The sequence below is a fragment of the Pseudogemmobacter sonorensis genome (assembly GCF_042762395.1).
Taxonomy (GTDB): domain Bacteria; phylum Pseudomonadota; class Alphaproteobacteria; order Rhodobacterales; family Rhodobacteraceae; genus Pseudogemmobacter; species Pseudogemmobacter sonorensis.
This window is the reverse complement of sequence record NZ_JBEFZE010000025.1, coordinates 36,892-53,725: the sequence shown is the minus strand read 5'-3', so window position 1 is coordinate 53,725 and position 16,834 is coordinate 36,892. Positions and strand designations below refer to the sequence as shown.

General features: G+C 60.1%; 15 protein-coding genes and 3 pseudogenes. 7 read left to right on the top strand and 11 right to left on the bottom strand.

The window, feature by feature from the left end:
- Nucleotides 1–358: 358 nt before the first annotated feature.
- From ABNX41_RS15930 to ABNX41_RS15880, 11 genes are all read right to left on the bottom strand, one after another.
- Nucleotides 359–1,564, bottom strand: coding sequence for an NAD(P)/FAD-dependent oxidoreductase (locus ABNX41_RS15930; RefSeq protein ID WP_438670707.1), 1,206 nt, complete (start codon nt 1,562–1,564; stop codon nt 359–361).
- Nucleotides 1,565–1,781: 217 nt separating this feature from the next.
- Nucleotides 1,782–2,666: a formyltetrahydrofolate deformylase gene (purU, locus tag ABNX41_RS15925; RefSeq protein ID WP_438670706.1), complete on the bottom strand. Its 885-nt coding sequence runs from the start codon at nt 2,664–2,666 to the stop codon at nt 1,782–1,784.
- Nucleotides 2,667–2,746: 80 nt separating this feature from the next.
- Nucleotides 2,747–3,628: a bifunctional methylenetetrahydrofolate dehydrogenase/methenyltetrahydrofolate cyclohydrolase FolD gene (folD, locus tag ABNX41_RS15920; protein ID WP_438670705.1), complete on the bottom strand. Its 882-nt coding sequence runs from the start codon at nt 3,626–3,628 to the stop codon at nt 2,747–2,749.
- A 23-nt stretch (nt 3,629–3,651) separates the two neighbouring features.
- Nucleotides 3,652–4,386: an aspartate/glutamate racemase family protein gene (locus tag ABNX41_RS15915; protein ID WP_438670704.1), complete on the bottom strand. Its 735-nt coding sequence runs from the start codon at nt 4,384–4,386 to the stop codon at nt 3,652–3,654.
- A gap of 59 nt (nt 4,387–4,445) precedes the next feature.
- The gene (locus ABNX41_RS15910) at nt 4,446–5,270 is read right to left on the bottom strand and encodes a substrate-binding periplasmic protein (RefSeq protein ID WP_438670703.1); all 825 of its coding nucleotides are present in this window, start codon (nt 5,268–5,270) and stop codon (nt 4,446–4,448) included.
- A gap of 20 nt (nt 5,271–5,290) precedes the next feature.
- Nucleotides 5,291–5,953 carry an amino acid ABC transporter permease gene (locus ABNX41_RS15905; RefSeq protein WP_438670702.1) on the bottom strand — a complete coding sequence of 221 codons (663 nt, stop codon included), beginning with the start codon at nt 5,951–5,953 and terminating at the stop codon, nt 5,291–5,293.
- Entirely contained in the window at nt 5,953–6,597 is a 645-nt protein-coding gene (locus ABNX41_RS15900) for an amino acid ABC transporter permease (protein WP_438670701.1), read from the bottom strand. Before ABNX41_RS15900 ends, ABNX41_RS15905 begins: the two co-directional genes overlap by 1 nt.
- The gene (locus ABNX41_RS15895) at nt 6,594–7,367 is read right to left on the bottom strand and encodes an amino acid ABC transporter ATP-binding protein (protein ID WP_438670700.1); all 774 of its coding nucleotides are present in this window, start codon (nt 7,365–7,367) and stop codon (nt 6,594–6,596) included. Before ABNX41_RS15895 ends, ABNX41_RS15900 begins: the two co-directional genes overlap by 4 nt.
- A gap of 113 nt (nt 7,368–7,480) precedes the next feature.
- Complete coding sequence (locus ABNX41_RS15890) at nt 7,481–8,407, bottom strand: electron transfer flavoprotein subunit alpha/FixB family protein (protein WP_438670699.1); 927 nt, start codon at nt 8,405–8,407, stop codon at nt 7,481–7,483.
- On the bottom strand, nt 8,407–9,168 hold the full coding sequence (locus ABNX41_RS15885) for an electron transfer flavoprotein subunit beta/FixA family protein (RefSeq protein ID WP_438670709.1): 762 nt from the start codon (nt 9,166–9,168) through the stop codon (nt 8,407–8,409). The genes ABNX41_RS15890 and ABNX41_RS15885 overlap by 1 nt, the downstream gene beginning before the upstream one ends.
- Nucleotides 9,169–9,198: 30 nt before the next feature.
- Nucleotides 9,199–11,640, bottom strand: coding sequence for a GcvT family protein (locus ABNX41_RS15880; RefSeq protein ID WP_438670698.1), 2,442 nt, complete (start codon nt 11,638–11,640; stop codon nt 9,199–9,201).
- Nucleotides 11,641–12,026: 386 nt separating this feature from the next.
- Between ABNX41_RS15880 and ABNX41_RS15875 the strand changes: the two genes are divergently transcribed.
- The 7 genes and pseudogenes from ABNX41_RS15875 (at nt 12,027) to ABNX41_RS15845 (ending at nt 16,799) form a co-directional block, all read left to right on the top strand.
- On the top strand, nt 12,027–12,974 hold the full coding sequence (locus ABNX41_RS15875; RefSeq protein WP_438670697.1) for a LysR substrate-binding domain-containing protein: 948 nt from the start codon (nt 12,027–12,029) through the stop codon (nt 12,972–12,974).
- Nucleotides 12,975–13,125: 151 nt separating this feature from the next.
- Nucleotides 13,126–13,425, top strand: a pseudogene (locus tag ABNX41_RS15870) (transposase); the annotation flags it as partial.
- 50 nt (nt 13,426–13,475) lie between these two features.
- Nucleotides 13,476–13,565 (top strand): annotated as a pseudogene (locus ABNX41_RS15865) (transposase); the annotation flags it as partial.
- Between the two features lie 89 nt (nt 13,566–13,654).
- A pseudogene (locus ABNX41_RS15860) lies at nt 13,655–13,879 on the top strand (ISL3 family transposase); the annotation flags it as partial.
- Between the two features lie 226 nt (nt 13,880–14,105).
- Entirely contained in the window at nt 14,106–14,966 is an 861-nt protein-coding gene (locus ABNX41_RS15855) for an ABC transporter permease (RefSeq protein ID WP_438670696.1), read from the top strand.
- Entirely contained in the window at nt 14,966–15,745 is a 780-nt protein-coding gene (locus ABNX41_RS15850; protein ID WP_438670695.1) for an ABC transporter permease, read from the top strand. Before ABNX41_RS15855 ends, ABNX41_RS15850 begins: the two co-directional genes overlap by 1 nt.
- On the top strand, nt 15,738–16,799 hold the full coding sequence (locus tag ABNX41_RS15845; RefSeq protein WP_438670694.1) for an ABC transporter ATP-binding protein: 1,062 nt from the start codon (nt 15,738–15,740) through the stop codon (nt 16,797–16,799). Before ABNX41_RS15850 ends, ABNX41_RS15845 begins: the two co-directional genes overlap by 8 nt.
- Nucleotides 16,800–16,834: the final 35 nt, after the last annotated feature.

The following is a 16,834-nucleotide window of genomic DNA, read 5'->3' as shown; positions in this document are numbered from 1 at the left end:
CGCTATCGATCCGCACGCCTGGCTGACAACCACGCTCAGCCCCATCTCAACGGCCACAAACAAAGCCAGATCCAAGAACTGCTCCCCTGGAAATAAGCCGCAAACGTGTGATCGGCACACCGCTTACCGCAGAAGGCCCACTCGTCGTCGGATATCAGATTGCGCGCCAAGATCAGCTCCCATCCAGAGATGATCTTGAATCACAGGGCGACGAGCACTGGAAGCCGAGTTGTCAACACGTCATAGAGGCAGAGCAAGGGGGCTGCGGTCAGACGCTCCCGAACGGAACGACGCGCGCGGCCGCAACAGGCCGCCGCTTCTGTGGACTATGGGGATCCGTCGCCTGCGCCGTTTCGGTTCACACGATTGCCTGTTCGAGGAAACGCTTGTTTTCCGCAATGCGCTCATACCACATATCCGACAAGTCCAGCGTGCGATAACCACCATAGGTGATGAGTTCCATCACAGCGCGTCCAACGGCAGGCCCTTGCTGTAGCCCATGCCCCGAAAATCCGTTCTGGAAAATGAAGTTCGTCACCTCGGGGTGGCGCCCGACGATACCGTTCTGGTCGAAAGTGTTGTAATCATAATGTCCCGCCCAGGACCGGACGATCTTCAATGCCTCGAAATGCCCCGAGCGTTCTGCGAGCGCGGGCCAGATCTGGTCTTCCCATTCCGGGTGGTCAGGTTCGAAGTCATCGTAGTCGGGGGGTATGTCATTCCTGGGAACACCGCCCGCCACGAAGAAACGGCCTTCTGGACGGCACCATACGCCGGTCGGATCGACCATCAATGGCAAGCGTCCTTCGTTCACCCGCGCCGTGCCCTCGGGCGTGTCGGCCGTATCGTAGACGAAAAGGGTGCGCTTGCGCGGCTCCACCGGCAGGTCCAGCCCGGCCATATGCGCCACCTTGCCGCCTCGCGGACCGGCCGCGTTGACGATCGTGCCCGCGCCAACCCTTGCGCCGGATTTCAGCGTGACGCCCGTCACACGGTTGCCGTCGCGCGTGATCCCGACAACCTCATCCGATACGACATCAACACCAAGCGCGCGGGCTTTCCGGCGCGCACCCGCCATGATCCCTGTGTTGTCGAACCAGCCCTCGCCGCTGTTGCCATACGAGGCCAAAAGGATGTCATCGACGCGCAAATGCGGAAAGGCCCACTTCAACCGATCGGCGTCCCATAGCACGACATCTGCACCCTCGGTGCGCTGCACCTCATGGTTCTGACGCAGAATTCTGACCTGCGCCTCGGTGTTGGCGAGGAAAAGATAACCGCCGGGATGATAGCCAAGGGTCGGCCGGTCGCCATCGACCTCCATCAGATCGGGGAAGTCACGGATAAATTCGGTTCCGAACTGGCCAATCTGCACATTCACCTTGTTCGAAAACTGGACCCGGATCCCCGCGGCAGAAAGCGCGGTAGAGGACGTCGCGTAAGTCGGGTCGCGCTCTATCAAAAGCACCTTCCCATCGAAATCGGAATTGGCAGCCAGCCAATACGCGGTGCAGGAGCCCATTACAGCGCCGCCCACGATAATCACGTCATAGAAATCGCGCATCGTCATCATGCCTCGTCGTCAGGATTTGCGTTCCGATGTTCCGGCTTTGCGGGCGGCTCCCGAGGAAGCTGGGACATTGTACGCCAGCAGATCCGGAAATTCCGTTTCGGAAGTTTCGGATGGAGCCCCGAGACCGGGTAACCAAAGACAGGTTGCACACGGCATCGAGACCATATCGGCTTTCGGTATCTGCTGTCTTTTCTGTGGCTTGCATGCCCTATCCCATGCGCTCGGACGCATAGCTGCCGGGGCTTGCGGGGAACAGGACGGTCTTGTTGCCATTCAGGAAGACCCGGCGATGGATATGGGCATGGATTGCGCGGGCCAGTACCTGACTTTCTACGTCACGGCCAAGACTCACGTAGTCGTCGGCAGATTGCGCATGGGTGACGCGCACCGTATCCTGCTCAATGATCGGTCCCTCGTCCAGATCGGCGGTGACGTAGTGCGAGGTCGCCCCGATCAACTTCACCCCCCGTTCATGGGCCTGCCTGTAGGGATTGGCGCCTTTGAAGGACGGCAGGAAGGAATGGTGTATGTTGATTATCCGTCCCGACATTTCCTGGCACATCCTGTCGGACAAAACCTGCATATAGCGCGCCAGGACGATCAGCTCTGCGCCAGTTTCGCGCACCACAGCCATCTGCCGCGCCTCGGCATCGGCTTTCTGGTCCTTGGTGACTTTGATATAATGAAAGGGAAGGTCGTGGTTCACCACGACCTTCTGATAGTCCATATGGTTCGAGATCACTGCAACGATGTCGATCGGCAACGCACCGATGCGCCAGCGGTAGAGAAGATCGTTCAGGCAATGCCCGAAACGCGAAACCATGATCACGACCTTCATCTTTTGGGCTTCGTCGTAGAACCTCGCGGCCATGTCGAATGTCCTTGAAATCGTGGCGAAGCCATCTTCCAGCTCCACGACCCCTAGTCCCTCTTCCGATGTGAAACTTACCCGCATGAAGAACTGTCCCGTGGCGGTGTCGTCAAACTGCGAGCTGTCAGTGATATTGCAGCCCTGCCCCGCGAGATAGGTAGAGATCGCCGCAACGATGCCCCGCCGAGTAGGGCAGGAAACGGTCAGGCAAAAGCTGGTCATGTGTCTTTCCGATCAGAACATTTTGTATAATCCGGCAAAAGCCGACTTGTTGGATTTGCCTGGGCGTCGGGAATCAGACCCTAAGATCCCTCGGGCTCGGCCAGGCCGTTCGCCCGGCAGCAGGCGCTCAGCGTATTGGCCAGAAGACAGGCGATGGTCATGGGCCCGACACCGCCCGGCACCGGGGTTATGGCTCCGGCAACCCGGACTGCGTCGGCAAAATCCACGTCGCCGACCAGTTTTGCCCTGCCGTCGCTCTTGATCCGATTGATGCCGACGTCGATCACAGTGGCACCCGGCTTTATCCAGTCGCCCGGGATCATCCCCGGCCGCCCCACGGCCGCCACCAGGATATCAGCATCCCGGCAGATATCTGCCAGGTTCCTCGTACGCGAATGCGCGATCGTTACCGTGCAATCGTCGCCCAACAAAAGCTGGGCCATTGGTTTTCCGACGATGTTGGAGCGTCCGACCACCACCGCGTTCAGACCTGAAAGATCGCCCAGATGGTCGCGCAACAGCATCAGACAGCCCAAGGGTGTGCAGGGCAGCATCGCTTTTTGCCCGGTCCCCAGAAGCCCGACGTTTGAGACATGAAACCCGTCCACATCCTTGGCCGGATCAATGGTGTTGATCACAAGATCAGCATCCAGATGCCCGGGCAACGGAAGCTGCACGAGAATGCCATGAACGGCGGGATCGCCGTTCAGTCGCGCGATCACTGCCAGAAGCTCATCCGCAGTGGTATCTGCAGGGAGAATGTATTCGAAGCTGTTCATCCCCGTTTCGACCGTCTGCCTGCCCTTGTTTCGGACATAAACCGCCGAGGCAGGGTTCTCGCCCACCAGAATCACGGCAAGGCCTGGGACAATCCCGGTTTCTTTTTTCATCTGCGCCACCTGATCCGCGACAAGCGCCCGAACTCTTGTCGCGAATGCCTTACCGTCAATGATCCGCGCCATTTCTCACCCTCTCGGACAGCCGCTCAAAGATAGCCGGTGTAGCTTTGCTGTCTGGCGGCGTCGCGCAGATAGCGGATCAGCGTATTGAAATCGAATACCGGCAACCCGGTCGCCGCCTGGATCGCCGCGGCATAGGGCGGAAGATCAGAGCATTCGAGCAAGATCGCCCGGACATCAGCGGTCTCGGCCTGCATACGCTTCACGACGGCGAGAACCTCTATCTCGATCGCAGCACTGTCGAGGGTGCCCTTTTCTTCCAGGATCGCGGTTCGGAATTCTGGCGAGTCCTCCATTCCATATATTACGCGGGGAATGTGCTCAGGCACGCTGCAACCAGCGAAATGATGGTCGGTGAGCTGGCCTGCGTTCGCCGTAATGATGCCGACGGCACCGCCGCACAGGGCATGAATCATCGGGATCTGGATCAGGCTCGAAAGCCCCACGGGGATGGAGACAGCCGCCGCGACCTCCTTTTGGAAGAGCGCCATGAAGCCACACGCACCACTGATCGCACGCACGCCACGTGCCTCAAGCGCCATTGCAGCCTTGACGAAAACCGCTTCAAGTGCCGGGTCACGCTGGTTAAGGAGCCGGTCGATCGAGGCACCCTGCACCTCTTCATAGCGGACCGGAAACGGGAACGAGGTGGCATTACCGACATTTCCGGGAACACAGGGATACGCGGCATCAAGGATCAATATGCCGATATCCTCTCCGTACCACGATTGCGTGTTGCGGCGAATGGAATAATTGCTCATTGCGACTCTCGCAAGACAGGATAAGAGGCCTGCTTGCCCCTCGGGGCAAGCAGATTGGTTCACTCGACGAACCGCGGTTCGCCGACGTCGGCGATCGCCGGATCAAGACCGTATTGCGACAGGATCTCGACGATGATGCCTTCGCCTTTCATCTCGGCGAGCACCTCGTTCGTCGCGGCGACGAGCCTGACGGCCTCCTTGCTCATGGGAAAACCGACTTGGGCCGGCTCGATGGAGGCCGGAACGCGCGGATCCGGTTCGGCAATAGCGACTGTTATATCGCCGAGTTCCCCCTTCGACATCGCAAGCTGGCCAGTCGCGGCACCATCGACAGCGAAGTCGATTCGCCCTGCCATCAGATCCTGTTGAAGGTTGACCGAACTCGGATAGAGTTTGAGGTCGCTTCCGAGAAGGGTCTGAAGCGCGGGAACCCACAGATAGCCCTGCACGGTGCCGACAGTGTGGCCGACGAGATCCTCGACGCTCGACGTGCCGGTGCTCGAATAGATCCCCATGCTGTCCAGATAGATCGGGTCGGAGAACGCCATCACCTTCGCGCGCTCGGCGGTGCGATACCAGTCGCCGATTGTGAGGTCGGCCCGTTTCGCCATGACCGACTGAATCGCAGCGGCCGGATCCACGACGAGAGGTTTGACGGTCAGGCAGAGCTTTTCGGCGATCGCCTTGACGATATCGCCATCGATCCCGCTGAGTTCGTTGTTGGCGTCCATGAAGCTGTAAGGCGCAAACGTTGTGACGGCGACAGTCAGCGAGCCGTTCTCGACAGTTTCCAGATCACTTGGACAAGTCTGTGCCGCAGCGGAAAAGGTCGACACTGCAAAACAGAAGAGCGTTCCGGCAAGGGTGTTTTTCAGGCAGGTCATGGCCATCCTTTCATGTTGGATTATCTCGTGGCATGTTTTGAAATCCTTCGTTCGGTCCACGCGACCAGCCAACTGGCCGGGACGCAGATCAGAACGTAGAGCGTGCCGGCGGCCACAATCGCAGGCATGTAGCGGAAGGTGTTGGACCCGATGTTGTATGCCCTGCTGACCAACTCGGGCAGCGCGATGGTGAAACACAGCGAGGTCCCCTGAAAAATCAGAATGGCGAAACCCAGAAGCGGCGGCAGCGCGATACGCATCGCCTGCGGCAGGATGATGTCGGTCATCTCGCGCAGCGGACTCATGTTGGTCGCCACGGCGGCCTCGTGCTGACCCTGGGGAACCGACTGGATCGCCGCGCGGATGATCTCGCTGGTATAGGCGCCGGTGTTCCAGGCAAGTGCGACGACCGCGGCCGCGAAACTGCCCAGAGTCAACCCGGCGTTCGGCATGCCGAAATAGACGAACTGCAGCAGCACCAGCGCCGGCGCCCCACGACCGATCTCGACAACGACGAGCGCGCCGGCCCTGGTCGCGCGGTTGGGTGACATGACGCCAAGCGCAAGCACCAGGCCAAGCACGAGGCCAAGGGCGATGCTTGCCCCGGCAACCTGAAGGCTCACCGACAGACCGGCAAGCAGGTCCGGCAGCCATTGGGCGATTTCCTGCGAGGTCGGAAACATCAGCGCGCCACCTTCGATCTGAGCGCATTATCCAGCCAGCGCGATGCCCAGGCGATCGGCAGGCTGAGAAGGATGAAAAGCACAGCAACCACCGCAAAGGCTTCAAGCCCGCGAAAGGTCAGTTGCGTCACCTGATTGCCGCGGAAAACGAGCTCCGTAACCCCGATGGTCGAAGCAATGGCCGTTTCCTTCATCAGGCCGATCAGATAGGTCGCGCCGCTCGGCAGGGCCACTCGAAACACCTGCGGGGCGATGATCTCGAAAAACGCTGAAGTCGGCCGGATACTCAGAGCCCTGATCGCTTCAAACTGGCCGAGCGAAATCGAGGACAGGGCGCCACGATAGATTTCGGCGATATTCGCCGTTGCGATCAGCGTCAGACCAACCAGCGCGGCCGGAAAGGGGTCGATCGGAACGATCGACATGCCGACACCAAAAAAGATGATGAACAGCCACAGCAGTGGCGGTACGGCCCGCACGAATTGAATCAGCAGCGCCGCAACCGTCCGCGGCAACCAGTGCGGGGCGACGCGGAGCGCCGTCAACGGCACCGCGAGAGCCGCGCCAAGGCCAAAGGCCCCCAGCGTCAGCATGATGGTGACAGGGAGCCCCTGCAACAGGAGAGAGAATGTCTCTGAACTCATCGGTCCGTAACCGCCTTGAGGAAGCGCTGGGTCCGTTCGTGGCGCGGGTTGCGCATGACCTCACGCGCCGGACCGTGCTCCAGTATCTTGCCCTCCGCCATGATCAGGACGTTCTCGGACACGTTCTCGGCAAAACTCATCTCGTGGGTCACGACCAGCATCGTCATGCCCGAGCGGGCAAGCTCGCGCATCACTGCGAGCACCTCCAGACCGAGCTCCGGGTCGAGGGCTGAAGTCGGCTCATCGAACAGCATCACTTCCGGATCGAGTGCGAGAGCACGCGCGATCGCGATCCGCTGCTGTTGCCCTCCAGAACAGCGCGCCGGATAGCTGTCGGCTTTGTCTGCGAGGCCGACCCTGTCGAGCAACTGCATGCCGCGGTCTCGAGCGTCGACCTTGCTGCGCCCGAGAACGCGCCTTTGCGGCAGAACGATGTTGTCGATCACGCTAAGGTGAGGGAACAGGTTGAACGACTGAAATACCATTCCGACCTTGGAACGCAGGCGACGGCACTGCGCCTGGTCAATTCTGTCATCTGCATCCACGCCGATCCCGTCGACGATGATCTTTCCTGCGTCGGGGGTCTCCAAAAAGTTGATGCATCTTAGAAGCGTGCTCTTGCCGGATCCGCTCGGTCCTATGATCGCGAGGACCTCTCCTTTGTGGACATCGAGATTGATATTCTCGAAAACCACATGGCTGCCATAGCATTTCGTCAGGCCTTCGATCTTGATAAAACGCCGTGGGCCGAGACCCTCAGCCGCGCTCATTCGGGCCATCCTTCAATACAGTTTTGCACTCTTCTCTCCTGTCGGCTCTTTCTGGTTGTGATCATACCGCCTACCGAGACCTTGCGCCCTTCTGTCGAGGTCGGTACGTGTGGTCAGATACGCGCTGCCAACTGCGGCACGATCTCGAACAGATCGCCGACGAGGCCGTAATCCGCGATCTGGAAGATCGGGGCCTCTTCGTCCTTGTTGATGGCGACGATGACCTTGCTGTCCTTCATCCCGGCGAGGTGCTGGATCGCACCCGAAATGCCGAGCGCGATGTAAAGCTCGGGCGCCACGACCTTGCCGGTCTGCCCGACCTGCCAGTCGTTCGGCGCATAGCCCGAATCGACCGCCGCGCGCGAGGCGCCCACGGCCGCGCCGAACTTGTCGGCCAGCGCCTCGACGATGGCGAAGTTCTCGGACGAGCCGATGCCGCGGCCGCCCGAGACGACGATCTTCGCCGAGGTCAGCTCCGGGCGGTCCGAGGCCGCGAGCCTGTCCTCGACCCAAGAGGACAGCCCCTTGTCGCCGGCCGACGACGCCGCCTCGACGGGCGCGGAACCTCCCCCCGCCGCCGCCTCGAAGGTCGCGGTGCGGATCGTCGCGACCTTGACCGGATCGGCCGAGGTCACGGTCTGGATGGCGTTCCCCGCATAGATCGGCCGCTCGAACGTATCGGCATCGACGATCGCCGTCACATCCGAAAGCACCATCACGTCGAGAAGCGCCGCCACCCGCGGCAGCACGTTCTTGGCCGTCGCCGTCGAGGGCGCGAGGATATGGCCGTAATCGCCCGCGAGCGAGACCAGAAGATCCGCGAGCGGCTCGGCCAGCGCGTTCGCATGGGCCGCGTCATCGGCCTTGAGCACCTTCTCGACGCCCGCAAGCCCGGCCGCCGCCGTGGCCGCGGCATCGACGCCCGCGCCCGCGACCAGAACCGTCACCGGCCCTAAAGCTTTGGCCGCCGTCACCGCCTTGGCGGTGGCGTCCAGCGCCAGCTCGCCCCCGTTCACCTCGGCCAGAAGAAGAACCGCCATCAGATCACCCCCGCTTCGTCTTTCAGTTTCGCGATCAACTCATCGACCGAGCCGACCTTCACGCCAGCCTTGCGGCCCGCAGGCTCGGCGGTCCTGACCACCGTCAGCCGCGGCGTCACATCGACGCCGTAATCGGCGGCGGTCTTTTCCTCGAGCGGTTTCTTCTTCGCCTTCATGATGTTGGGCAGCGAGGCATAGCGCGGCTCGTTCAGCCGCAGATCGGCGGTGACGATCGCGGGCAGTTTCACGCTGATCGTCTGCAAGCCGCCGTCTACCTCGCGGGTCACCATGGCGCTGTCGCCCGCGAGCACCAGCTCCGAGGCAAAGGTCGCCTGGCTCCAGCCCAGAAGGGCGGCCAGCATCTGCCCCGTCGCGTTCATGTCATTGTCGATCGCCTGCTTGCCGGCGATGACAAGGCCCGGCGCCTCGGCATCGACCACGGCCTTCAGCAGTTTGGCCACCGCCAGCGGTTCGATGTCGGTATGCACATCATCCGCCGCGACGATCAGGATCGCCCGGTCGGCCCCCATCGCCAGCGCGGTGCGCAGCGTCTCTTGCGCCTGTTTCACACCGACGGAGACGACGACGATCTCGGAGGCTGCCCCCTTTTCCTTCAGGCGGATCGCCTCCTCGACCGCGATCTCGTCGAAGGGGTTCATCGACATCTTGACGTTCGCAAGATCGACACCGCTCCCGTCCGCCTTTACACGAACCTTCACATTATAGTCGATCACACGCTTCACAGGCACAAGTATCTTCATCATTATCTCCGCTATGCGAATGCGACGGGATTAAGCACGGGCACGGAGCGCCGTGGGGTCGTAAGGGCTTTCGTCGATCACGAAGGCGTCGTGCGGCTCGCCGAGGATCGTCAGCGTGAAATGCGCTCCGACGTCGCCAAGCCCGACCGGCAAAAGCGCGACGGCCAGATCATGCCCGAACGTGTAGGAATAGCCTCCCGAGGTAATCCGACCCACCAGCCTGCCATCGCGATACAGACCTTCGCCGCCGATCACGCTCTTGCCGCTGGTCTGGATCTTTACAGTCACGGTGCGCTGCCGGACTCCGGCGTCGCGGGCCGCAATCAGCGCATCACGCCCGATGAACTCGCCCTTTTCCAGCGCGATAAACCTGTCGAGCGAACTTTCCCACGCGGTCAGTTCGGTGTTCATGTCGCGAAACATCGCACGATAGGACTTCTCAAGCCGCAGAGATTCGAGCGCCTGGGTGCCAACGGGGCGTAGACCGTGCTCTTCGCCCGCGTCGAAGATTTGCGCGATCAGTCCGCGCTGATACTGGATAGGGCAGTAGATTTCCCAACCGAGTTCGCCCTCATAGTTCACGCGCAGCATCCGGACATCCGATGCGAGGCCGAGGTTCACCTCGCGCACGCCGAACCACGGGAAATCGGTGTTCTCGAGCCCATGTTCAGTCAGAGGCGCGAGGATTTTCCTGGCATTTGGGCCGACAATGGCCATTCCCGCACGTTCATTCGTCACGTTGCGCAGCGTCACGGAACTGCCCTGTGGAAGCAGGCGTGACAACTCGTCGAAGTAATAGCGTTCCGCAGTGGGTGTGGCGACGAGAAAGAAAAAATCCTCGTCCAGCCGCGCGACAATGAACTCGCCGACGACCGTGCCGCGCTGCGTCAGCAGATGGGAAAGGTTCGAACGGCCAATCTTCGGCAGCTTGTTGGCCAGAATGGTATCGAGCCATCCGGCAGCGCCGACGCCAGAAACCTCATATTTGGTCATGAAGGTCATTTCGATGAGGCCCGCGCTCTGGCGTACGGCCCGAACCTCCTCGCCGATATATTTGCCCTTCTCCGTCCAGCGCCAGCTATATTGGTTCTGCTGCGGCACACCAGCGGGTGCGAACCAGTTCGGATGTTCCCAGCCGTTCATCACCCCCCAGACGGCCCCTTTCCGATCGAGGAAATCGTAAGAGGGTGCGGTTTTTTGAGGCCTGCCGGCCGCGCGATCTTCGCCGGGATAATGTTGTTCGGCGTGGGTTCCCCAGGATTCGAGAATCTTTGGCTTGAGCCAATTCTTGTTTGAATAGTCGCCGTAGCGGCGCGGATCGAGCGCCGAGGTGTCGATGTCGTTGCCGCCCTCGACGATCTGCTGGGAAAGGTAATATCCGATCGAAGCACCCCAAAGGATCCCACCCGGCACGCCTTCCGCAAGCCAAAGGTTTGGCACCCCCCACGCCTTGCCCATCAGCGGAAGCTCGTCAGGTGTCATCTGAAATGGCCCGCGGACATTCGCCTTGATCCCGACCTCGCCGAGCGATGGTACGCTTTGCATGGCCATTTCCCAGTTCCAGGATACAGCGTCGAAATCCTCCTCCATGAGATCGGCTCCGAACCATTCCGGAACCCCGTTCTCTGCGAAAAGGTGAAGCTTCTCCGTACGCTCGTACGGGCCGAACATCAGGCCATCGCCCTCTTCGCGCAAATAGCCCTCGAAGCCTTCGTCACGCAAAATCGGCATCTCCGGCAAACCTGCCGCCTTGCGTGCCTTGATTTGCGGAACCGCATCGGTGATCCAATACTGGTGAATGATCGGAATCGCCGGGATTTCCAGCCCGAACATCGCGCCAGTCTGCCGCGCATAATTGCCGGTCGCCGAGATTACATGCTCACACAATATCTCGCCGCGGTTGGTGGTGATCTTCCACTCACCCGATCTTGTACGCGCGACCGCCCTCACCTCGGTTTCCAGGTAGATCTTCGCGCCGAGGTCTCGCGCCCCGCGTGCCATCGCCATGGTTACATCTGCCGGTGCGATATGACCGTCGTCCGGATTGTAAAGAGCCCCGATCATCTCCTCGTCATTGCGTAAGAGTGGCCAGAGCTCCTTGACCTGACTGTCGTCGAGAAGTTGCGCACGAATACCCTGCGTTTCGTAGACATCCATATAGCTTTTATATTCGTCGAGGCGGGCATTGGATTTGGCGATGCGCAGCTGGCCGCATTTGTGCCAACCGACACTCATGCCCGTTTCAGCCTCAAGTCCTTCGTATATGTCGATCGACTTCTGGATCATCATTCCGATCGGGCGGGAACGGGCGTAGCTGGGAATCAGACCTGCAGCATGCCAGGTCGATCCGGCTGTCAGTTGCGTCCTCTCCAGCAGGACCGCGTCGTGCCATCCGCGCTTGGCCAACCCATACAGGATGCCGACGCCGACACATCCGCCGCCGATCACCACGGCACGAGCGTAGGTTTGCATATCATTCCCTTTGTTGGCTTTCCCAAGAGTATTGCCGTAGCCTTGCAACGACGTGCAGGCGCAAAAAAATGCGTGCAATCATAATCTCAGATTATTTTATTAATGCCCCGACAGAAAACGGCGCCAAGCCATGTGGAAAAAATGGGCAAAAGTAGCCATGACTGCTCGCATCTGCAGCGAAATATAATTCCATTTCATCAGAACCTATGATTTAATCAAGCTATATCAACGAACTACCAATATTACGTACAGACTGCCCCATATTCTGGATCTGCTCCGCTATACGACTGGAAGGCAAGGGAACCGGTGCGAATCGGTCAGGCGGGGATCTTCGTGGCGGATGAAACACGTTGCCAAGCGCAACGCCTGATCATAGCCTGAAGTGTATGCATCGGCTGCGCGCACATATTCCCTCGGCGAACGTTCTGTTCACCTTCGAAGCGGCGGCGCGGCGGCGCAGCTTCACGGCAGCCGCCGGAGAGCTGAACGTCTCGCAGCCCGCTGTGAGCAATATGATCCGCCAGTTCGAGGCGGCGCTCGGTTTCCGCCTTTTTCATCGCCGATACCGCCGACTTGAGCTGACTGCGGAAGGCAACCGACTGTATCAGGAAGTCATCAGGACCTTCGATTCACTTGACGCCACCATCATGTCAATGCGCCACGGCGCGCTTCGGGACACGGTTACCGCCTCGTTCTCCGCCTCGTTTCTGCAGCTTTGGCTGCTACCCCGGCTTTCCGAATTCTATGACAGCTATCCCGGCATCTCGCTTTCGCTGGAGGAAAGCAGTCAGGACGACTTTGATCTTTATGCCGCCGGGATAGAGGTGTCCTCCCGCCTCGGGCGGGGGGACTGGCCGGACGTAGATTCATGGCAACTCGTCCCCGAGGTGATTTTTCCGGTCAGCCATCCGAGCTATATTGCCAAGGGGGGTGGTTTCATCGACCTGCACGACCTGCCACGCGCGCGACTTCTGCACTTCAGGGAGAAGCACAGGGTCCGGTATGGCTGGCGCGACTGGCTGGCCAGCAACAACATTCCTTTTACCGTGACCGACGAAACGGTCGTCTTCAGCGACGCCCTTGGATCACTCGGCGCAGCTTCACTTGGCCACGGGATCGCGCTCGGCTGGTCACATCTCGTCCTCGATCACATATTGAGTGGCGACCTCCAACAGGTCGGAAATATTCGATTTGGCACGGGAAAATCGATTTACCTGGTCACTTCGCGCAAACGACCGCTCTCCGCTTCGGCAAAGGTATTTATTGACTGGCTCCTTAAGCGGATGGGCGCTGATATGACCGCCCATCCTGTGACGTTCAAATCTTTGAGATGAACAACCCTGGTAGTTTTTATGGTTGTTGCCCGTTGTGAAAGTGCCATGAGTTCTAGGGTCAGGACCTATTGATTGTGGGTTTCTGGCATGATTCAGGATGTGCCAAGAGACCCTTCTGATGAGCAATCTATTCTGGCTGACCGAGGCGTAAATGGCTCGGCTTGAGCCGTTCTTTCCCAAAAGCCACGGCCGTCCCCGCGTCGATGATCGCCGCGTCTTGAGCGGCATAATCTTTATCAATCGCAATGGCTTGCGCTGGTGTGACGCGCCCCCCGAATACGGCCCGCCAAAGACACTCTACAACCGGTGGAAGCGCTGGAGCCGCACGGGTGTGTTCATCCGGATGATGCGCAGCCTGGCGTCCGAGGCTGCCGACGAGCGGACGATCATGATCGACGCGACTTATCTGAAAGTCCATCGCACGGCCTCAAGCCTGCGGTTGAAAAGGGGGTTCTCCCGGTTGGCGGCCGAGGCCGTCGGAACCGGAAGTGGCCAGATGAGGTGACGCGGGTCGTGGCGGAAACGCTGAAGCCTGGGGCATCGGTGAACGAGGTGGCGCGGCGGCACGGCTTGCCTGCAAACCATGTATCATCGCGGCGAACGCTGGCGCGGAAAGGGCGGCTGGTTCTGCCCGCGCCGGAAGACCCCGTAGAGTTCGCGACGTTGATGCCGGGCCCGGGCGACGAGCCGCCCCTGGCTGTCCGGCGCGGACATTCGCTGAGCGGTTCCCGCCCGGCTTCACCCAACCGCACATGCGGCGAACCTCGCGTCCGCAGGAGCTTGTGCGCCACCTCGGTCTTGCCCTCGGTGGGCGACCTGCACAGGCGCTCGCCCGACGTCTTCTGATGTCGGCAGGCAAGGACACGTTCTTGCGAGGCGCGCGCAGCATGATGGGCTCGGCCTCCCTGCGCGCCACTCGTGGACGAAGTCGAGGACCGATTCCCCAAACCCTGAAGTTCACATATGTAAACGCGATCTGGCTTAAAAAATGTTCAGTCCTTAGGGATCTCACAAAAATTAGGTAATTTTACCAATAAATAGCTACTTCACACTTTATCCATCCGATTTTCTAAGGCTAGGTAGGGTCTACCGGTCCATCTAGGGATCACATACGTGAACACTATGGGTGACATGAAACGCCGCATCCTGCACTCTCCTGCCATTCTGGCCGGGCCAAATCTGGTCTGGCTTGCGCTCTTTCTGCTGGGCGCCCTGCTTGTGCTGGTTGACGTGAGCTTTCGCGTCTATAGCGCCGGAGGCGTCGGCGTCACCGATGAACTCACGGTTGCGAACTATACGAATTTTCTGACCGACCCATTCCTGCGGGGCATCCTGATGCGCTCGCTGGAGATGGCGGGGGTGGTGGTGCTTGGCACGGTGATACTGGGCCTGCCGCTGGCCACCACCCTGTCGCGGACGACCGGTCGGGCGCGGACGATCCTGTATTTCCTGATCCTCATTCCGCTGATGACCAGCGTCGTGGTGCGCACCTTCGGTTGGATGATGCTGTTGTCGAACAACGGCCTGTTCAACGGGATTCTGCGAGATCTCGGGCTGATCACCCGCCCGTTCCGGATGATGTACAACATGATTGGCGTCGATCTGGTGATGATCCAGGTTCATCTGCCCTTCATGGTTCTGGCGCTTGATGCAGCACTTCTGAATATCAACCCGCAGATCTACGAGGCTGCGCGCAATCTGGGAGCAAGTCGGCTGCGGACGTTCGTGCGTATCACGCTGCCCTTGTGCATTCCCGGCCTCGTCTCTGGGACGATCCTGGTCTTTGCGCTGGCTATCTCATCCTACGTGACACCGGCCCTGATAGGCGGCCCCCGCAATCCGGTCATGGCAATGCTGATCTATCAGCAGGGTGTGGCGCTGCTGAACTGGCCCTTCGGAGCGGCTATATCCATCTGCCTTCTGCTTCTCTTACTGGCGCTGCTGGCTGGTTTCCTGGCGCTGACTGCCCGTTTCAGCCGGAGGATCGCCTGATGCTTCTGAAGATCTCCAGCACCTTGATTATGGCCTTCTTGCTGGTGCCGATCGTGGCTGTGGTGGGGTCATCCTTCACGGCGACAAACTTCCCGACCTTTCCCCCGCGGGGCTTCTCGCTGCAGTGGTATGCTGCGGTTCTGAACGAACCCGCGTTCACCGATGCGATGAAGCGCAGTTTCTGGCTTGGCCTGGCCAGCAGTCTGACGGCTGGTGTGCTGGGGACACTCTCGGCCCTGACGCTCTCACGTCTCGGCGAAAAGGGAAAGCTGATCGGGACTTTGGTTATGTCGCCGATCCTGTTCCCGACGGTGGTGCTGGGCCTTGCGCTGCTGATCTTCTTTACCCGGGTGGGATTGGCTGGAACGTTCTTTGGCCTTGTCGTGGCGCATTCGCTGTTGACGACGCCATTCGTTATCCGGCTGACGCTGGCCAGCCTGGCGGAATTCGACCATTCGCTGCAGGAGGCTGCACGCAATTTGGGGGCATCCCCGATGCGGACATTCTTCCAGATCACGCTGCCGCTGATCTCTCCGGGTGTCATCGCCGGCGTGCTCTTTGCCTTCATCCTCTCGTTCGACGAATTGGTGGTGACGCTCTTCCTTGTGGGGCCGGAAATGCAAACCCTGCCGATCCGGATCTACACCTTCCTCGAGTATGACTCGAAACCCACCATCTCTGCGGTGGCAACCCTTGTGATCCTGTCCTGGATCATTCTCGGGCTGCCCTTGCTGGCACTCCGGTCGCGCGGAACCAGAGGAAAAACCAAAAATGGCTGAACTTGAACTGAAGGGCCTGCGCAAGGTCTATGCTGGCAATGTCGCGTTGGAACGGTTCGACCTGACGGTCGAGACCGGCGAGATGATTGCCTTTCTCGGGCCGTCCGGCTGCGGCAAAACCACGACGCTGCGCATGGTGGCAGGGTTTGTGGAACCCAGCGAAGGTACGATCCAGCTGCGTGGCAAGGATATCACCGCACTGCCGCCCGAAAAGCGCGACATGGGAATGGTCTTCCAGAGCTATGCGCTTTTTCCGCATATGACGGTTCGCCAGAATGTCATGTTCGGGTTGAAATGCCGTAGTATCGGCAAGGACGAGGCGGCTTCCCGTGCGGATCAGGTTCTGCAATCTGTCGGTTTGACCGAGCTTGCAGGCCGCTATCCGAAGCAGATGTCAGGGGGGCAGCAACAGAGAGTCGCACTGGCACGTGTACTGGCCCTGCGGCCGAGCCTGCTGCTTTTCGACGAGCCGCTTTCCAACCTTGATGCCAAGCTGCGCGTCCAGATGCGGCAGGAAATCCGCGATCTGCAGCAGCAATCGGGGATCACCGCACTTTTCGTGACCCATGATCAGGAAGAGGCGATGACCATCGCCGACCGTATCGTGGTGATGAACAAGGGATGCATCGAGCAGGTCGGTGCCCCCGCCGAAATCTATGAGCGTCCCTCAACCCGGTTTGTCGCCGATTTCGTCGGCTCGGCCAATATTTTCGAAGGCAGTCTGACGGGCGGATCGTTCCGGGCCGACAACGGCCTGACATTTGATCTGTCTGCTCTGCCCCCTGCGGCCGCAGCGCGACCGGCACTGTTGTTGCGTCCCGAAAAGATCGCCATCGCGATACCGGGAATGGAACTCGCCACACCGGAACGGCTGACAGCCAAGGTGCATCGGGCCATCAAGCTGGGCGGTGTTACCGAATACGTGCTGCACACGGCCGAGGGTGCGGCGCTGCTTGTGCATAATCAGGTTCGGGGCGGCGCGATGCCAGTGCTTCAGCCCGGCGCAGAGGTTCGTGTCGGATGGCATGCCGAAGACCTGCATCTTCTGGCGTAACAAGCGATTTCTTCCAACAAGTCAATCAACAGGGA